Annotated in this window: 14 protein-coding genes; 10 read left to right on the plus strand and 4 right to left on the minus strand. The window is 66.2% G+C overall.

The window, feature by feature from the left end; all coding sequences use genetic code 11:
- Positions 1-86: 86 nt before the first annotated feature.
- The 10 genes from sdhC to GDN70_RS02505 all read left to right on the plus strand — a co-directional run bounded on the left by sdhC (position 87) and on the right by GDN70_RS02505 (position 12,106).
- Positions 87-485, plus strand: coding sequence for a succinate dehydrogenase, cytochrome b556 subunit (gene sdhC / locus GDN70_RS02460; protein WP_018318928.1), 399 nt, complete (start codon positions 87-89; stop codon positions 483-485).
- The gene (gene sdhD / locus GDN70_RS02465) at positions 482-886 is read left to right on the plus strand and encodes a succinate dehydrogenase, hydrophobic membrane anchor protein (protein ID WP_028139272.1); all 405 of its coding nucleotides are present in this window, start codon (positions 482-484) and stop codon (positions 884-886) included. Before sdhC ends, sdhD begins: the two co-directional genes overlap by 4 nt.
- A 3-nt stretch (positions 887-889) precedes the next feature.
- On the plus strand, positions 890-2,740 hold the full coding sequence (gene sdhA / locus GDN70_RS02470) for a succinate dehydrogenase flavoprotein subunit (protein ID WP_028139273.1): 1,851 nt from the start codon (positions 890-892) through the stop codon (positions 2,738-2,740).
- Positions 2,741-2,847: 107 nt separating this feature from the next.
- A complete protein-coding gene (locus tag GDN70_RS02475; RefSeq protein ID WP_028139274.1) occupies positions 2,848-3,630 on the plus strand; it encodes a succinate dehydrogenase iron-sulfur subunit in 783 nt (260 codons plus the stop codon).
- Positions 3,631-3,818: 188 nt separating this feature from the next.
- Positions 3,819-6,047 (plus strand): hybrid sensor histidine kinase/response regulator, encoded by a 2,229-nt coding sequence (locus GDN70_RS02480; protein ID WP_152102111.1) that lies wholly within the window; start codon positions 3,819-3,821, stop codon positions 6,045-6,047.
- A gap of 53 nt (positions 6,048-6,100) precedes the next feature.
- Positions 6,101-8,056, plus strand: a complete 1,956-nt coding sequence (locus tag GDN70_RS02485) for an ABC transporter ATP-binding protein/permease (protein WP_028139276.1) — start codon at positions 6,101-6,103, stop codon at positions 8,054-8,056.
- A 163-nt stretch (positions 8,057-8,219) separates the two neighbouring features.
- Positions 8,220-9,044: an FkbM family methyltransferase gene (locus tag GDN70_RS02490; RefSeq protein WP_028139277.1), complete on the plus strand. Its 825-nt coding sequence runs from the start codon at positions 8,220-8,222 to the stop codon at positions 9,042-9,044.
- Between the two features lie 20 nt (positions 9,045-9,064).
- Positions 9,065-9,451 carry a VOC family protein gene (locus GDN70_RS02495; RefSeq protein ID WP_018318935.1) on the plus strand — a complete coding sequence of 129 codons (387 nt, stop codon included), beginning with the start codon at positions 9,065-9,067 and terminating at the stop codon, positions 9,449-9,451.
- 84 nt (positions 9,452-9,535) lie between these two features.
- Positions 9,536-9,778, plus strand: a complete 243-nt coding sequence (locus GDN70_RS35415) for a hypothetical protein (RefSeq protein WP_026202099.1) — start codon at positions 9,536-9,538, stop codon at positions 9,776-9,778.
- Positions 9,779-9,964: 186 nt separating this feature from the next.
- The gene (locus GDN70_RS02505) at positions 9,965-12,106 is read left to right on the plus strand and encodes an OmpA family protein (RefSeq protein WP_152102112.1); all 2,142 of its coding nucleotides are present in this window, start codon (positions 9,965-9,967) and stop codon (positions 12,104-12,106) included.
- Positions 12,107-12,170: 64 nt separating this feature from the next.
- On the opposite strand, the gene GDN70_RS02510 is transcribed toward GDN70_RS02505, so the two are convergent.
- The 4 genes from GDN70_RS02510 to GDN70_RS02525 form a co-directional block, all read right to left on the minus strand.
- Entirely contained in the window at positions 12,171-13,928 is a 1,758-nt protein-coding gene (locus GDN70_RS02510; RefSeq protein ID WP_152102113.1) for an alkaline phosphatase, read from the minus strand.
- A 204-nt stretch (positions 13,929-14,132) separates the two neighbouring features.
- Complete coding sequence (gene argG, locus GDN70_RS02515) at positions 14,133-15,470, minus strand: argininosuccinate synthase (RefSeq protein ID WP_028139280.1); 1,338 nt, start codon at positions 15,468-15,470, stop codon at positions 14,133-14,135.
- Between the two features lie 93 nt (positions 15,471-15,563).
- On the minus strand, positions 15,564-16,340 hold the full coding sequence (locus GDN70_RS02520) for a phosphatase PAP2 family protein (RefSeq protein WP_161966309.1): 777 nt from the start codon (positions 16,338-16,340) through the stop codon (positions 15,564-15,566).
- A 54-nt stretch (positions 16,341-16,394) separates the two neighbouring features.
- Positions 16,395-16,889: a hypothetical protein gene (locus GDN70_RS02525; protein ID WP_028139282.1), complete on the minus strand. Its 495-nt coding sequence runs from the start codon at positions 16,887-16,889 to the stop codon at positions 16,395-16,397.
- Between the last annotated feature and the right edge of the window lie 125 nt (positions 16,890-17,014).

Consider the following 17,014-nt stretch of genomic DNA (forward strand, 5'->3'; position numbering starts at 1 on the left):
CACAGGCCAAATCGACTCCGTAAATAGAGCCGACCTTTCCGATCCCCGCGCGCCCCCTGCTGGGCCGCCATAAAACATCAAAGCCCATGACCGCACGGATCGAACGACCCCTCTCGCCGCACATGCAAGTGTACCGCTGGACGCTGACGATGGCTCTGTCCATCATCCATCGCGCCACCGGGATTGCCCTCTATTTCGGAACCCTGCTGCTGGTCTGGTGGCTGGTTGCCGCGGCTTCCGGCCCGGCCGCTTACGCGCACGTCCAGGCCTTCGCCGGCAGCATCATCGGGCGGCTGATCGTGTTCGGATACACTTGGGCGCTGATGCACCATATGCTCAGCGGCATCCGGCATTTCGTGTGGGACCTCGGCTACGGCTTCAAGGCCAATGAGCGGGAAGCGCTGACCTGGGGTGCCCTGATCGGCGGCATCGCGCTGACGGTGCTGATCTGGATCATCGCCTATGCGAACGGAGGTGGACGATGAGCGCATCCGATACGCCGAAGCGCAGCCTGCGGACCCCGCTCGGCCGCGTCCGCAATCTCGGTGCCGCGCATTCCGGCACATCCGATTTCTGGCGACAGCGCGTCACCGGCGTCGCCATGACGCTGCTGATGATCCCGGCGCTGGTGATCATCGTGATGCTGCTCGGCCGCAACCAAGTCTACGCTGCGCAGACCCTGAGCTCCATTCCCGTCGCGGTGATCCTGCTCCTCTTCATCTTCGCCAGCGCCTGGCACATGAAGATCGGCATGCAGGTGGTGATCGAGGACTACGTCCATAACGAGAAGCTGAAGCTCGTCTCGATCATGCTCAACAATTTCTTCTCGGTCGCCGTGGCGCTCGCCTCGACCTACGCGATCCTGAAACTGTCCTCCGGAGTGTAACCCATGGCTACGGGAACATCGGCCACCACAACGAATGGCACGGGCAACGGCGCTCCCGCCACCAACGGCAAAGCCTATCCGATCGAAGACCACACCTATGACGTCGTCGTGGTCGGCGCCGGCGGCGCGGGCCTGCGCGCCGTGGTCGGCTGCAGCGAAGCCGGCCTGCGCACGGCCTGCATCACCAAGGTGTTTCCGACCCGTTCGCACACGGTGGCGGCGCAGGGCGGCATCTCCGCCTCGCTCGGCAACATGCACAAGGACGACTGGCGCTGGCACATGTACGACACCGTGAAGGGGTCGGACTGGCTCGGCGACCAGGACGCGATCGAATACATGGTGCGCAACGCGCCCGAGGCGGTCTACGAACTCGAGCATTGGGGCGTGCCGTTCTCGCGCACCGAGGACGGCAAGATCTACCAGCGTCCGTTCGGCGGCATGACCATGGACTACGGCAAGGGCCAGGCGCAGCGCACCTGCGCCGCCGCCGACCGCACCGGCCACGCCATGCTGCACACGATGTACGGCCAGTCGCTGCGCCACGCGGCCGAGTTCTTCATTGAGTTCTTCGCCATCGACCTGATCATGGACGATCAGGGCACCTGCCGCGGCGTCATCGCGCTCAAGCTCGACGACGGCACGCTGCACCGCTTCCGCGCCCAGACCGTGATCCTCGCGACCGGCGGCTACGGCCGCGCCTATGCCTCCTGCACCTCGGCCCACACCTGCACCGGTGACGGCGGCGGCATGGTGCTGCGCGCCGGCTTGCCGATGCAGGACATGGAGTTCGTGCAGTTCCACCCGACCGGCATCTACGGCTCGGGCTGTCTCGTCACCGAGGGCGCGCGCGGCGAAGGCGGCTATCTCGTCAACTCCGAGGGCGAGCGCTTCATGGAGCGCTACGCGCCGTCGGCCAAGGATCTCGCTTCGCGCGACGTCGTCTCGCGCGCGATGACCATCGAGATCCGCGAGGGCCGCGGCGTCGGCAAGAAGAAGGACCACATCTTCCTGCATCTGGACCATCTCGATCCCGCGGTGCTGGCCGAGCGGCTGCCGGGCATCTCCGAATCCGCAAAGATCTTCGCCAATGTCGACGTGACGCGCGAGCCGATCCCGATCGTGCCGACGGTGCACTACAACATGGGCGGCATCCCCACCAACTATCACGGCGAAGTCCTGACCAAGAAGGACGGCGACGACAACGCCATCATCCCCGGCCTGATGGCGATCGGTGAGGCCGCCTGCGTCTCCGTGCACGGCGCCAACCGCCTCGGCTCCAACTCGCTGATCGACCTCGTCGTGTTCGGCCGCGCCGCAGCGCTCCGCCTCGCCGAGAAGCTGACGCCCAATGCCAAGCAGCCGGAGCTGCCGGCGAACTCGTCCGAGCTCGCGCTCGGCCGCCTCGACCATTACCGCTACGCCTCCGGCGGCACGCCGACCGCAAAGCTGCGCGAAGGCATGCAGCACGTGATGCAGAGCAATTGCGCGGTGTTCCGCACCGGCGAAGTCCTGAGCGAGGGCCAGAACTTGATCGAGAAAGTCCATAGCGGCATCACCGACATCGCCGTGTCCGACCGCTCGCTGGTGTGGAATTCGGACCTCGTCGAGACGCTCGAATTCGACAATCTGATCTCGCAGGCGGTGGTGACGATGAACTCGGCCGCCAATCGCACCGAGAGCCGCGGCGCGCATGCGCGCGAGGACTTCTCCGAGCGCGACGACAAGAACTGGATGAAGCACACGCTGGCCTGGCTGGACGATGCCGGCAAGGTCAAGATCGAGTACCGCCCGGTTCACGACTACACCATGACCAACGACGTGCAGTACATCCCGCCGAAAGCGCGTGTGTACTGAGCGAACATTAGCCGTCATTCCGGGATGGTCCGAAGGACCAGACCCGGAATCTCGAGATTCCGGGTTCGATGCTGCGCATCGCCCCGGAATGACGAAAGGTTAGAGCAATGGTTGAATTCGCACTTCCGAAGAACTCCAAGATTTCCGGCGGCAAGACCTGGCCGAAGCCCGCGGGCGCGACCGAGACCCGCGAGTTTCGCGTGTACCGCTGGAATCCGGACGACGGCAAGAATCCGAGCGTCGACACCTATTACGTCGACACCAATGATTGCGGTCCGATGGTGCTGGACGGCCTGATCTGGATCAAGAATCACATCGACCCGTCGCTGACCTTCCGCCGCTCCTGCCGCGAAGGCGTCTGCGGCTCCTGCGCCATGAACATCGACGGCCAGAACACGCTGGCCTGCACCCGCTCGATGCACGACGTGAAGGACGGCGCGGTGAAGATAAATCCGCTGCCGCACCAGCCGGTGGTGAAGGACCTCGTCCCCGACCTCACCAACTTCTACGCCCAGTACGCATCGGTCGAGCCGTGGCTGAAGACCACCTCGCCGACGCCGCAGAAGGAATGGCGCCAGACCCACGAGGATCGCGAGAAGCTCGACGGCCTCTACGAGTGCATCCTGTGCGCCTGCTGCTCGACCTCGTGCCCGAGCTATTGGTGGAACAGCGAACGTTATCTCGGTCCCGCCGCGCTGCTCCAGGCCAATCGCTGGGTGTCCGATTCGCGCGACGAGGCGACCGGCGAGCGGCTCGACAATCTCGAGGATCCGTTCCGCCTCTACCGCTGCCACACCATCATGAATTGCGCCAAGGCCTGCCCGAAGGGACTGAACCCGGCCGAAGCCATCGCCGAGCTGAAGCTCAAGATGGTCGAGCGCCAGATCTAAAGGCGCGGTTCATGCTTCGTGTCCCGGCCAGTCCGGCCGGGACATTCCGAGATCGCGGTCAATTCGAGTAGAATTTTCTCCGACCCGTTGTGCGCGTAAGTTCCACGCGCACAACCAGCGGTTCCGGCACAAGTTGCTTCCTTCCCCGCGCGAGATTCAGTTAAGCTCCCGTCAGGGACGGAGCGACTGTGCAGAGGGCGCAACGCAATTCGCTGAGGCTGTTGCAGTGGATGATGGCGGCATCCCTGGCGCTGCCGGTTGCGCTGTTCGTCATCACCTCCGCGATCTCCTACACCTCGACCAGGGACATTGCCGACCGGGAGATCGAGCGCACGCTCGACGTCGTACATGAGCACGCGCTCAAGGTGTTCGAGACCATCGATCGCAGCCTGGCCGAGCTCAACGAGGTCGTGCGCGGCCTTCCCGACGACGTCATCCGCGCGCGCGAGCCGGCGCTGCACCGCCGCCTGAGGCGGCTGACCGATTCACTGCCGCAGCTCAAATCGGCCTGGATCTTCGACGCGGACGGCAAAGCGCTGGTCAACAGCCTCGCCTCGCCGCCGCCGGAGCTCCGCTTTGCAGACCGCGACTATTTCTACGCTCACGTCGACCAGACCATCGGCAGCTTCATCGGCACGGCCCTGACGCCCCGTCCGCCCTATCAGGGCGCGCGCTTCTTCGGGGTGAGCCGCCGCCGCGACTCCGACGACGGCAGCTTCATCGGCGTGATCCAGGCCTCCGTCCTGCCCGAATATTTCGAGAATTTTTATGCGCGGATCGGTTCCGATGCCGGCAGCTTCTTCACGATGGGACGCACGGACGGCGTGCTGTTGGCGCATTTCCCGCGGCTCGACCGCGACCTTCGGCTGGATCCGACCGGACCGGTCGGCCGGGAAATCGCGGCCCACCCTGAGCACGGCCTCATCACGGTCGCCTGGCCGTCGGACGGGATCGAGCGCCGCATTGGCTACCGGCGCGTCGCCGAATATCCGATCTATGTCAGCGCCGGGCTCGAGACCTCGGCGATCCGCGCGCGCTGGCTCGCCACAATGGGCCAGCATCTGGTGTTCGGCATTCCCGCCACCGCACTTCTGTTTCTGCTGTTGGCGCTGGCATTGCGGCGCACGCAGCACCTTCAGGCCGAAGCCGCCAAGCGGCGTGAGGCCGAGGAGGCACTCAAGCACAGCCAGCGCCTGGAGGCGCTCGGACAGCTCACCGGCGGCGTCGCGCATGATTTCAACAATCTGCTGACGGTGATCCGCGCCTCGGTCGACCTGTTGAACCGGCCGCAACTGACGGAGGAGCGGCGGCAGCGCTACATCACGGCCATTGCGGACGCAGTGGCGCGCGCGGCCAAGCTGACCTCGCAGCTGCTCGCCTTTGCGCGGCGTCAGACCCTGAAGCCGGAAGTGTTCGACGTCGGCGAGCGGATGCAGGCGCTGCACGACATGCTGGCGCCGCTGCTGGGGCCGGCCATCGAGATCACCATGCGCCTGCCCACCGAGCCCTGCCTCGTCCACGCCGATGCCGGCCAGTTCGAGACGGCGCTGATCAACATGGCGACCAACGCGCGCGATGCCATGCAGGGCAAGGGCAGGATCGTTTTCACGGTCGAGGCCGCGGCGGCCGTTCCGGACACGCTGGCCCATGCCCCGGGCAGCCAGACCTTGGTAAACCAGAACTTGGGAAGCCAGAGCTTGGGAAGCCAGAGCTTGGCAAACCAGAACTTGGCAAACCAGAACTTGGCAAACCGTGGCTTCATCAGCGTGACCGTCAGCGACACCGGAGTCGGCATTCCTGCCGCCCGGCTGGAACGCATCTTCGAGCCGTTCTTCACCACCAAGCAGGTCGGCCACGGCACCGGCCTCGGCCTGTCCCAGGTGTTCGGCTTTGCCCGGCAATCCGGGGGCGAGGTGACGGTTAGGAGCGAGGTCGGTCACGGCAGCACCTTCTCGCTCTACCTGCCGCGCGTGCCGGCGGACCTGCTGCCGCAGCGGCAGGCGCCGAACACGGCGCCGGCGGTGGCCGGCAGCGGCATGTCGGTGCTGCTGGTCGAGGACAATATCGAGCTTGCCAATTTCGCCGCCGACGGCCTCACCGAGCTCGGCTACAGCATCACGCTGGTCGACAACGCCACCGATGCACTCGCCGAGCTCGACATGGACGCGGATCGTTTCGATGTCGTGTTCTCGGACGTCGTCATGCCGGGAATGACCGGGCTCGATCTGGCGCAGGCCATCTGCCAACGGGGCATCGGCGTGCCGGTCGTGCTGACCACGGGCTACAGCCAGGCGCTGGCGCAGGATGGCGCTGCCGGCTTCGATCTGGTGCAAAAGCCGTACTCGATCGAGGAATTGTCGCGAATTCTACATCGGGCGGCCCGGATCCGGCGCGTCCGCGACGGCGCCGCCGAGTAAAGGCGCCTCGGGAACCTCGGGGAACCGGTTGATTTGGCTTGCGTTATCCGATCATGCAAAAGCCGGCTGGAAAACGCGAGCAGGACAGGAAGCCCCCCATCGTCGACATCGCCGGCGAGAACGGCGACAAGGTCGCACCGCCTCCGCCGGAATTGCTCGAGCCTGACCCGGAGCTGTCACCTGAAGAGGTCGAGCAGGCCCGCAAGGATTATCTGCTGACACGGTTCTGGATCAGCGCGCGCGGCTTCTGGGGACAGGGCGGCGATCGCCTCGCTTGGCCGTTCTCGATCGGCCTCGGCCTGCTGATCGTCCTGGCCGTCGCTTTCCAGTACGGCATCAACGTCTGGAATCGCGCGATCTTCGACGCCATCGAGAAGCGCGACGCGGCGAGCGTCTTCCATCTCACCGCAATGTTCTTTCCGCTTGCGATCGGCAGCATCGTGCTCGGCGTCATCCAGGTGTTCGCGCGCATGGGCATCCAGCGGCGTTGGCGGGCCTGGCTCACGGCGAGCGTGCTGACGCGGTGGCTCGCGAACGGGCGCTACTACCAGCTCAACCTCGTCAAGGGTGACCACGAGAATCCGGAATACCGGATTGCCGAGGATCTGCGCATCGCGACCGATTCGCCGGTCGATTTCCTCGCCGGCGTCACCTCGGCGCTGCTGTCGGCCGCGACCTTCATCATCGTGCTCTGGACCATCGGCGGCGCGCTCACCGTCACGTTCGGCGGCTCGACGCTCACCATTCCCGGCTTCCTCGTGATCGCCGCGATGCTCTATGCCGCGATCGCCTCGGGCTCCATCCTGGTGATCGGCCGGCGCTTCGTGCAGGTCTCCGAGGACAAGAACCAGGCCGAAGCCGATTTCCGCTACACGCTGACGCGCGTGCGCGAGAACGGCGAGAGCATCGCACTGCTGGGCGGCGAGGAGGAAGAGCGCGACGGCATCGACCGCAACTTCGCCGGCGTGCTCCGGCAATGGGCGCGGCTCGCCGGTCAGCACATGCGCACCACGTTGGTGTCGCAGGGCTCGAGCCTGGTTGCGCCGGTCGTGCCGCTTTTGCTCTGCGCGCCAAAATTCCTCGACGGCAGCATGACGCTGGGACAGGTGATGCAGGCGGCCTCCGCCTTCACCATCGTGCAGAGCGCGTTCGGCTGGCTGGTCGACAATTATCCGCGGCTTGCCGACTGGAACGCCTGCGCGCGCCGCATCGCCTCGCTGATGATGTCGCTCGACGGACTCGAACGCGCCGAGCAGGGCGACGGTTTTGGCCGCATCAAGCGCGGCGAGACCAGCAACGACGCCATCCTGGAGATGAAGGATCTGTCGGTCTCGCTCGACGACGGCACGGCCGTGGTCGGCGAGACCGAGGTGGTGATCGAGTCGGGCGAACGGCTGCTGGTCGCCGGCGAATCCGGGACCGGCAAGAGTACGCTGGTGCGCGCCATCGCAGGCCTGTGGCCCTGGGGCGGCGGCAGCGTCAATTTTCACAGGGATCGCCGACTGTTCATGCTGCCGCAGCGGCCCTATGTGCCCTCCGGATCACTGCGCCGCGCGGTCGCCTATCCCGGTGCGGCCGAGGACTGGACCCTGGAGGAGATCGGTGACGTCCTGCATAAGGTCGGCCTCGACCATCTCAAGGAAAAGATCGAGGAGGAAAGCCCCTGGGACCAGACGCTATCCGGCGGCGAGAAGCAGCGCCTCGCCTTTGCGCGGCTGTTGCTGCACAAGCCCGACATCATCGTGCTCGACGAGGCGACCTCGGCGCTCGACGAGAAGAGCCAGGACAGGATGATGAAGATGGTCACCGACGCGCTGCCGAAGGCGACCATCGTCAGCGTCGCGCATCGCGCCGAGCTGGAAGCCTTCCACAGCCGCAAGATCGTGCTGGAGCGCCGCAAGGGCGGCGCCAAGCTCGTCAGCGACATCGACCTCATCCCACGCAAGGGCAAGCGCAGGCTGCTCGGGCGATTTCTGCGGCAGCGCAAGGCACCGAAGAAAGCTGCGTGATCTCGTAGCCCGAATGGAGCGCAGCGCAATCCGGGAAGGCCCATCAGCGCGGTGAGAATCCCGGATTTCGCAGCGCTCCATCCGGGCTACGGACCTCTCGTGAAGATTGGAGTCCCACGCAAAACCGGCTATGCATGCGCCGCTTGCAACGAGGACCGCCTGCTTGACGACTGACAACGCCCCTTCGTCCGCGCCGTTCGGCGCGTTTGCGCCCAATGCGGCGCAGGCTGCGATCATTCGCCTCGCACAGCAGTCGGGGCTGAAGCGCGGCGCGTTCCGGCCCTGGATGTCGCGGCTGGTCAACCTGCTGCGCGGTGGCCCGGTCGACGTGCAATATCAGGGCGCATCGTTCCGCTTCTATCACCAGGGCAGCGCGACAGAGCGCGGCGCGCTGTTCAATCCCGATTATAATCTCGACGAGCTCGACTTCCTGCGCCAGCATACCCCGGCGGGCGGCACCTTCCTCGACGTCGGCGCCAATGTCGGCACGTTTGCGCTGGTGATGGCGCGGCAGGTCGGCACCACAGGCAAGGTGGTCGCGATCGAGCCGCATCCCATGACGTTCGCGCGGCTCTCGTTCAACCACGGCGCGTCGAAGACGGCGCAAGTGCGCCTGGTGCAGGCTGCCGCCGGCGACAGCGACGGCGAGCTGATGATCGAGAGCGGCGGCGGTAATCTTGGCGCCACTCACGTCGTCACCGGCACGGCGAGCGCCGAGGCGATCAAGGTGCCGTCGCTGCGGCTGACACGCATTCTCGACGAGGCCGGCGTCACGCAAATTGATTCGCTGAAGATCGACGTCGAGGGTTTTGAGGACCGCGTGCTGATCGGCTTCTTCCGCGATGCGCCGCCCTCGCTATGGCCGCGCGCGGTCGTCATCGAGCATCTGTCACAAAACGAATGGCAGCAGGATTGTATTGCCGACATGGTCGCGCGCGGATTTGCGATCATGCGCAAGACGCGAAGCAATACGTTCCTCTCACGCTGACAAGGACGAAGGAGGTTACGATGATCGACCATCTGGGTTTCTCCGTTTCCGACTATGAGCGCGCCAAGGCGTTCTACGCCAAGGCGCTGGCTCCGCTCGGCTACGGCCTGATCATGGAGGTCACGGCGGAGCAGACCGGCCACGCTGCCGCCGCCGGCTTCGGCGCCAACGGCAAGCCGGATTTCTGGATCGGCGGCGAAGGCGCCATGAACAAGCCAGTGCATGTCGCGATCGCGGCCAGGGACCGCGCCACCGTCGACGCGTTCTACAAGGCGGCCATCGCGGCCGGCGGACGCGACAACGGCCCGCCCGGCATCCGCCCGCATTACCATGCGAATTACTACGGCGCCTTCGTGCTCGACCCTGATGGCCACAACATCGAGGCCGTCTGCCACGCGCCGGAATAAGGCAGATCCAGCGCGGCGCGATGAGGGAACATCGGCGCGGCATCATCGTTGTCCTTCCCCGGACAACTGATCCCGATGATGCCGATGCCGATCGAACCGCCCGAGATTCCGCCGGCAACACCGGGGACTCCAGCCGAACCGCCACCCGGAATTCCGCCGGGCAATCCGCAGCCTGAAATCACGCCGCCGGTGCGCGAGCCCGGCTCGCCACCGCGGCCCGACGAATTGCCGGGCCGCATGCCTGAAGAGATTCCATCGCGCGGGCCGAACGGGCCGCTGACGCCGAATCCTGCGACGGATGCAATTCCGCCGCGGGATCGCGCATGAAGTGGCCGATCACATGTGGGGCAATTGCAACCAGCGTCTGAATGCGCAATGAACGTTGCCGGAGTGACGCGATTTCCGTGCAGAAATAAATCGGGCCGCGACCGCATCGCCCGCCACAATCCGGCCTAACGCGTAGCTGTTCATCCCAACACTTCGTCAAAGAACCTTCCGGGGAAGTTCACCACCATGACCAATCTTCGTTTCGTGCTGCTCGCGACGACGGCTCTGACCGCGATGCAATTCGCAAGCTCCGCATCGCAAGCACAAAGTGCGCCGCCGCTCGTGGTCGCGCAGGCGCAGCCTCAAGATGCGGGCCCTGACGGAAAACCGAAGCAACCGCCGAAGGGACCCGCGGCTGCGCCGCCTGCTGGGCCCGCGCGCCCGGCCGCTCCGCCGCCCGCCGCTGCACCGCCCCACCCGCCCGCTGCGCCGCCGCCGGCCGCCGCACCGCCGCGTCCCGCCGCGCCGCCACCGCCTCCGCCGCCACCTGCGGCCCGTCCGGCCCCCCCGCCGCCACCACCGCCGCCTGCCGCACCGAAGCAGCCCTCGCCGCCGCCTGCCGCGGCGCCGCAGCAGCACGCCCCGACACCGCCGCCTGCGGCACGCCCGGCTCCCACGCCGCCGGCACCGCCGCCTGCTGCAGCTCCGCAGCACGCACCGACGCCGCAGCCTCCCGCAGCACGTCCGGCTCCGACGCCGCCAGCCGCAACTCCTCCGGGCCGCCCCGCCCCGGCACCCGCGGCGACGCCTTCTCCCGCGCCCGCAGCGCCGACGGCGCGACCGGGAGCGCCTGCTCCGACCGCCACACCTGCCCCGACTGCGACACCCGCACCGACGACAACGCCTGCGCCGACCGCAACGCCGGCTCCGGGCAGCACGCCCGGCGCACCGCCGGCCGGCCGCCCCGGCACACCGCCGCCCGGACGTCCCGGCGCACCTCCCTCGGCAGGGTCACCGGCTCCCGGTGCCACGCCCGCTCCGACGGCGACGCCTGCTCCTGGTGGTACGCCGACGCCCCCGCCCGGACGTCCAGGTGCAGCACCGACACCTGCTCCCGGCGCGACCCCAGCTCCGCCTGCGAGACCGACCCCCGGCCAACAGGGCGCAACGCCTCCTGCGAGCGGCCCCGCCGCCGGAGCTCCGCCTGCGTCACCGCAAGCTGGCGCTCCGCCACGGCCGCCGGCGCCTCCCGCCGGCGTCGCGGCACCGAGCACCGTACCGGGCTCGGCGGCCGCCACGCCGCCACCCGACAGGGTGCGGAATGCTCCGCCGACGGTCGCGCCCGCCTTCCGGGCCGCGCCGACGATCGCCGCGCCCTTGCCGCCTCCGCCGCGCCCGCAGCAGCGCGACCTGACCCCGCTCGCGATCGGTGCAGGCGTGGTGGCCGGCGCCGTGGTCGGCGCCACCATTGCCGACATGCACAGCCAGCGACGCGAGGTCGTCGAAGGCGGCCGCACCATCTACACCGAGCCGGACCGCATCATCATCCGCGATCCGGGCGGGCAGGCTTACGTCCGCGGCAACGACCTCTATCGCTTCCGCTATGGCGCCCGTGACATCCGCACCGACACTGTCGGCGGTGAAACCCGCACCGTCGTGGTCCGTCCCGACGGCAGCGAGATCATCACCGTGGTCGGTGCGGACGGTTCGCTGCGGCGGCGAATCCGCAGGGACCCCCGCGGGGGCGAACTCGTCATCATCGACAACACCTACCGCGATCCGCGGGCAGTCGGCGGCTTCTATGTCGACGCGCCGCCGCCGGTCGTGAACATTCCCTATGATCGCTACATCGTCGACGCCCAGGAAGCGTCGCCGGACGTGATCTACCAGACGATGGTTGCACCGCCGGTGCAGCGGATCGATCGGCGTTACTCGCTCGACGAGATCCGCTACAGCCCCAATGTTCGCATGCAGATGCCGAGCATCGACGTCAACACGATCATCTTCGAGACGGGATCGTGGACCATCCCGCCGGACCAGGCGGCCCGGCTGCAGGTGATCGCCGACGGCCTCAACCAGGCGATCCAGCGCAATCCGCGCGAGGTGTTCCTGATCGAGGGACACACCGACGCGGTCGGCAACGAGGTCGACAATCTCTCATTGTCGGACCGCCGTGCGCAGTCCGCGGCCGAATTGCTGACGCAGCAGTTTGGTGTGCCCGCCGAGAACCTGACGTCGCAGGGCTACGGCGAGCAGTACCTGAAGGAGCAGACGCAGGGGCCGAGCGCGATCAACCGTCGGGTAACCATCCGCAACATCACGCCGCTGCTCAACGGCGGCCAAGCCTCGCTGCCGCCGCCTCCGGCCGGCACCGCGCCGCCGCGGTAACGGCAAGCACAAACGCAAATGGCCGGGAGCAATTCCGGCCATTTTTGTTTGGACAGCATCGCCGCTACCGCCGAGCGGCCAGCCCCAACGCGTCGACCATGAGGCGAAAGACTTCGGTATTGTCCATCGAGCCGCGCACACCATCGCTGCCCGGCCCGGTCGCGGTGAGGATGACGTCCTCACCCGAATGCACGCTGGCGCCGATCATTGCCGACAGATTGCCCGGGCGCAGCACCGCGCCTGGGACGTCCTTGTATTTGTCGTTGGCCTTGAAGGTCCCGTCGTCGCCCGCCTTGACGGTGGGCTCGTTGGGATTATCGAGCTTCGGGCGGAACGTCTCGTAGTGGTCCGGCAGGCTGGCCGAGAAGATCGCGAGCCGGCGGCTGACATCGACGCGTGACGGATAGCCATCCGCATCGGGCGCCGGATAATTGGGAAATCCGGCCTGCTCGTAGACGCCGACGCGCTCGCGCAGGGAAACGTTAGGCGTGGCGCTCATGTCGTCGTTGATCGTGCCGACAAGGCCGTTGGGATGATTGTGGTCCGCGAGCACCAGGATGAGGGTATCATCGCCCCGCGCACGCGCCCATTCGCGGGTCTGGCGCACCGCATTGTCGAGCATGATCGTGTCGTAGACGGCCCGTTCCATGTCGAGGACATGCGCATATTTGTCGATCAGTCCGGATTCGACCATCAGGAAGAAGCCGGCCTCGCTCTTCGCAAGGATGTCCAGCGCTGCCTGCACCTGCTCGGTCAAGTCAGGCTGCTCGGGAAACTTCTTCACGCCGCCACCTCTCGGGAATTTGCGGTCAAGCGCACCGTCCATGTTGCCCGTGGCGAACAGGCCGAGCAGCTTGCCCGTCTCCGGCTTTGCGGCAGAAGCGCTGAGCTCGCTCGCGGTGGTCGCCACCTGGTAGCCTGCGTCACGAAACTTCGCGATGTAGTCGGTCTCGTCCTTGCGCTTGGAGCCGGCGGCAGATTTCGGCAGGAAATTCGCGCTGCCGCCGCCCATCACCACATCCGGCCTGGCCGCGAACAACTGCTCGACGATCTCGTCATAGGCCGCGCGCCGGCGCGTATGCGCGACCATCGCCGCCGGCGTTGCGTCTTCGATCTCGGTGTTGGTGACGATGCCGATCGCCATGCCGAGCCGCCTCCTGGCGAGGCTCGTGATGGTTTCGACCCGGGGATCGTCGAACGGGCTTGCAGTGCGGTCCGCATAGACGCCGAGAGCGTTGACGGCACTCTTGTGCCCGGTCGCATAGGCGCTGGCCGAGTTCGCGGAGTCCGTGATGATCGAGTCCGAGCCCGCGGTCGCCACCAGGGCCATATGAGGCATGTCGTCGATGGCGAGCTTCCCGCGGCTCTTGCCCTCCGCAATGCCCTTGGACAGGATTCGGGCCGCGACCCGATGCGCCGGCGACATGCCATCACCGATGAACAGGATGACGTTCTTCGCCTTGCGCGGACCCGTGTCGTAGACCATCCACGTGACGCTGCGCTGGCGCGTGCCGTCGCTCACATCCACGGCAATGCTGCCCGGCGTGGTCAGCGTGACGTCGCGCAGAATCAGCGCCGACTGCTCCTTGCCGTCCTCGCGCTCGATGAAGGTCGCCGAACGGCCGAACGCGGTCGCATAATCCGCGCCGTTCACCGTCACCTTCAACTTGGCCGGATCGATCGGCCCGGGAAACTCGACCTTGAAGTCGAACTGCGCGCCGGTCAGGATCTCGGCACGATCGATCGGATAGATCGTCTGAGCCGACAATGACGATGTCCCAACGAGGACGATGAGAGAGGCGAGTGCCGATCTCTTGACCATACGCGATGCTCCGCGATTCCGTTTCCAACAGGAGCGGAATCGTAACGGTCGAGCATGACATCGTCATTAAGCGCGTAGCTCCATCCGGGCTACGCGCAATCGTCCGGTGGGCAAAGGCGCGTGAGCGCCGTGCCCACCACTATCTCGGTCGCGGAAAGATGGTGGGCACGCTTTCGCTTTGCCCACCCTGCGGCAGCGAGGGCATTAGCCCTTGTCGTTCTCGAGCTTGAATATCTGCGAGCCTTCGCTGCCCGACAGCAAACCGGTCTTCGAATAGAGACCGAGCTTGGTCCGGGTATCGGCGATGTCGAGATTGCGCATGGTCAGCTGGCCGATCCGGTCGGCGGGCGAGAACGCGGCATCCTCGACCTTCTCCATGCTGAGCCTTTCAGGCGCATAAGTGAGGTTCGGGCTCTCGGTGTTGAGGATCGAATAATCGTTGCCGCGGCGCAGCTCCAGCGTCACCTCGCCGGTGACGGCGCGCGCGACCCAGCGCTGCGCGGTCTCACGCAGCATCAACGCTTGCGAGTCGAACCAGCGGCCCTGATAGAGCAGACGACCGAGACGCATGCCGCTGATGCGGTACTGCTCGATGGTGTCCTCGTTGTGGATGCCGGTGACGAGGCGCTCATAGGCGATGTGCAAGAGCGCCATGCCCGGCGCTTCATAGATGCCGCGGCTCTTGGCCTCGATGATGCGGTTCTCGATCTGGTCGCTCATGCCGAGGCCGTGGCGGCCGCCGATGACGTTGGCCTCCAGGAACAGCGCGACGGGATCAGCGAAGGTCTGGCCGTTGAGCGCGGTCGGCTGCCCTTCCTCGAAACGCACCACGACCTTCTCGGCCTTGACGTTGCAGTCGTCGCGCCAGAACGGCACGCCCATGATCGGGTTGACGATCTTGATGCCGCTGTCGAGGCTCTCGAGGTCCTTGGCTTCGTGCGTGGCGCCGAGCAGATTGCTGTCGGTCGAATACGCTTTCTCGGCGCTCATCTTGTAGGCAAAGCCCTGGGCGGTCATGAACGCCGACATCTCGGCGCGACCGCCGAGCTCGTCGATGAACTGCTGGTCGAGCCAGGGCTTGTAGATCTTCAGGCCGGGATTGGTGAGCAGGCCGTAGCGATAGAAGCGCTCGATGTCGTTGCCCTTGAAGGTCGAGCCGTCGCCCCAGATGTTGACGCCGTCTTCCTTCATCGCCGCGACCAGCATCGTGCCGGTGACGGCGCGGCCGAGCGGGGTGGTATTGAAATAGGTGATGCCGCCGGTCGAGATATGGAAGGCGCCCGACTGGATCGCGGCGATACCTTCATGGACCAACTGCGTGCGGCAATCGACGAGCCGGGCCTTCTCGGCACCGAACTCCATCGCCTTGCGCGGGATCTCGTTGTAGTCGGCCTCGTCGGGCTGGCCGAGATTGGCGGTGTAGGCGTAGCAGCGCGCGCCCTTCTGCTTCATCCAGAGCAGCGCCGCAGAGGTATCGAGGCCGCCCGAAAAAGCGATGCCGACTTTCTCACCCTTGGGCAGGCTTTTCAGGATCGTGGTCATGGCGCTTCCAATCGGGTCTCAAGGGGCTGATGTCATGGACGGGTTGACCGCGCGAATATCAAATTTCGCGGGGCTCGGCACCCATTTAATGGCTTAAACCGAGGGTTCGGGACCGGTCTTGCCGCTGAACAGGCGCCGGCGGAGCCGGTAGGCGGGCATGTTCAGCCGGGTCAGGGCGGCGTCGACCGCCTCGTCCGAAAACCGGGTCCGTGGCCAGCGGTAAATCAGCGCGTAGGCAAACCAGATCACGACGAAACTGACGAGACCGGCGATCGCCACATCCGTGAAGAAATGGCCACCAAACGCCATCCGCAACCCGCTGGTGACGGCGCCGAACACCACCGCGCCGGCATAGGCGAGCGGCCGCCATGCCGGCGGCGCCAGCGCGGCCGGCGCCAGCGTCCAGAACGCGGTCGCGCCCTCGCCCGAGAAGAACGAGCAGTTGCGCACGCAATCGCCCCGCGGATCCCACCACGCCACGAACTGCTGGTCGCCGGCAAACTCCGTCACCACCACCGGGCGGGGGCGGCCCCAATAGGTCTTGAAGGTGAGGTTGGTGAGGATGCCGGCCGACATGATGATGGTGACCAGCAGAAATACGATCGCGCGTCCCGACACCATCAAGGGACGGTCGGGCCGGATCATCTTGACAACGAGCGCCACAAGCGACGGCAGCACGAAGGCCCAGGCGACCCACATCGCGGCGTCCCGCGCAAAGCCCGCCCAGTCGTTCAGCTTGAGCGGAAAGGTTTTGGTTTGGGGGTCGAAGAACAGCGACGCGAGCTTGAGATCGAGCTCGGGATAGAGGCCGAAAACAACGCCGATCACGAGCCACAGCGCCAGGGCGATGAAGAGTCCAGTCCGGTTCATGGCGCGCGGTTTAGCGGAGTGGGACGGGGATGGAAACCCCGGAAGCGGCACGACTCATCGCGCGTCCGGCCTTGAATTCGACGGCAGCGGCGGAGGTGGCTGGCGCGGGGGCGGCGGGATGCGCCAGGCGCCGGCGTTGCGGCCGGCGATCAGCCAGTAGACCACGCCGGCGACGATGCCGGCGCCGGTCATGATCTCCAGATGGCGCCGCACGATGCCTTCGAACTGAAATGTGTCGGAGTGAAAGGGAACGAGGCCGAGATAGCAGCCAAGCCCGACGAGGCCGCCGCCAACGGCATAAGCGAGCACGCTGCGGATGTAGAGCGCCTCAGTGATCGCAACGATCACCGCCGCCGGCACCAGCGCAAAGCCGGAGACGAAGATGAAGCCGAAGCCCAGCAAAATGTCGATCGTGCCCTGATCGACGGGGCCGGCACCGAGATCGGCGAACTCCGGAAACAGCAGCGCGACGACGACGATCATGCCGCCGACGAAGCAGGCGGCAAGGAAGCCGATGAAGATGACGATGAGGCGGCCGATCAGGGACATCTGATGGACCTGTTGCGTGTCATCGTCATTCCGGAGCGGTGCGCAGCACCGAATCCGGAATCTCGAGATTCCGGGTTCGCGCTATGCGCGCCCCGGAATGACAGCTCATAAACGCAGATGGCCGG

Source organism: Bradyrhizobium sp. TM102 (assembly GCF_009176685.1).
Classification (GTDB): Bacteria; Pseudomonadota; Alphaproteobacteria; order Rhizobiales; family Xanthobacteraceae; genus Bradyrhizobium; species Bradyrhizobium ottawaense.

What these genes read in the sequence shown, in the direction of transcription:
- sdhC (WP_018318928.1), top strand. Translation starts at nt 87, where the DNA reads ATGACCGCACGGATCGAACGACCCCTCTCGCCGCACATGCAAGTGTAC.
- sdhD (WP_028139272.1), top strand. Translation starts at nt 482, where the DNA reads ATGAGCGCATCCGATACGCCGAAGCGCAGCCTGCGGACCCCGCTCGGC.
- sdhA (WP_028139273.1), top strand. Translation starts at nt 890, where the DNA reads ATGGCTACGGGAACATCGGCCACCACAACGAATGGCACGGGCAACGGC.
- GDN70_RS02475 (WP_028139274.1), top strand. Translation starts at nt 2,848, where the DNA reads ATGGTTGAATTCGCACTTCCGAAGAACTCCAAGATTTCCGGCGGCAAG.
- GDN70_RS02485 (WP_028139276.1), top strand. Translation starts at nt 6,101, where the DNA reads ATGCAAAAGCCGGCTGGAAAACGCGAGCAGGACAGGAAGCCCCCCATC.
- GDN70_RS02495 (WP_018318935.1), top strand. Translation starts at nt 9,065, where the DNA reads ATGATCGACCATCTGGGTTTCTCCGTTTCCGACTATGAGCGCGCCAAG.
- GDN70_RS35415 (WP_026202099.1), top strand. Translation starts at nt 9,536, where the DNA reads ATGCCGATCGAACCGCCCGAGATTCCGCCGGCAACACCGGGGACTCCA.
- GDN70_RS02505 (WP_152102112.1), top strand. Translation starts at nt 9,965, where the DNA reads ATGACCAATCTTCGTTTCGTGCTGCTCGCGACGACGGCTCTGACCGCG.
- GDN70_RS02510 (WP_152102113.1), bottom strand. Translation starts at nt 13,928, where the DNA reads ATGGTCAAGAGATCGGCACTCGCCTCTCTCATCGTCCTCGTTGGGACA.
- argG (WP_028139280.1), bottom strand. Translation starts at nt 15,470, where the DNA reads ATGACCACGATCCTGAAAAGCCTGCCCAAGGGTGAGAAAGTCGGCATC.
- GDN70_RS02520 (WP_161966309.1), bottom strand. Translation starts at nt 16,340, where the DNA reads ATGAACCGGACTGGACTCTTCATCGCCCTGGCGCTGTGGCTCGTGATC.
- GDN70_RS02525 (WP_028139282.1), bottom strand. Translation starts at nt 16,889, where the DNA reads ATGTCCCTGATCGGCCGCCTCATCGTCATCTTCATCGGCTTCCTTGCC.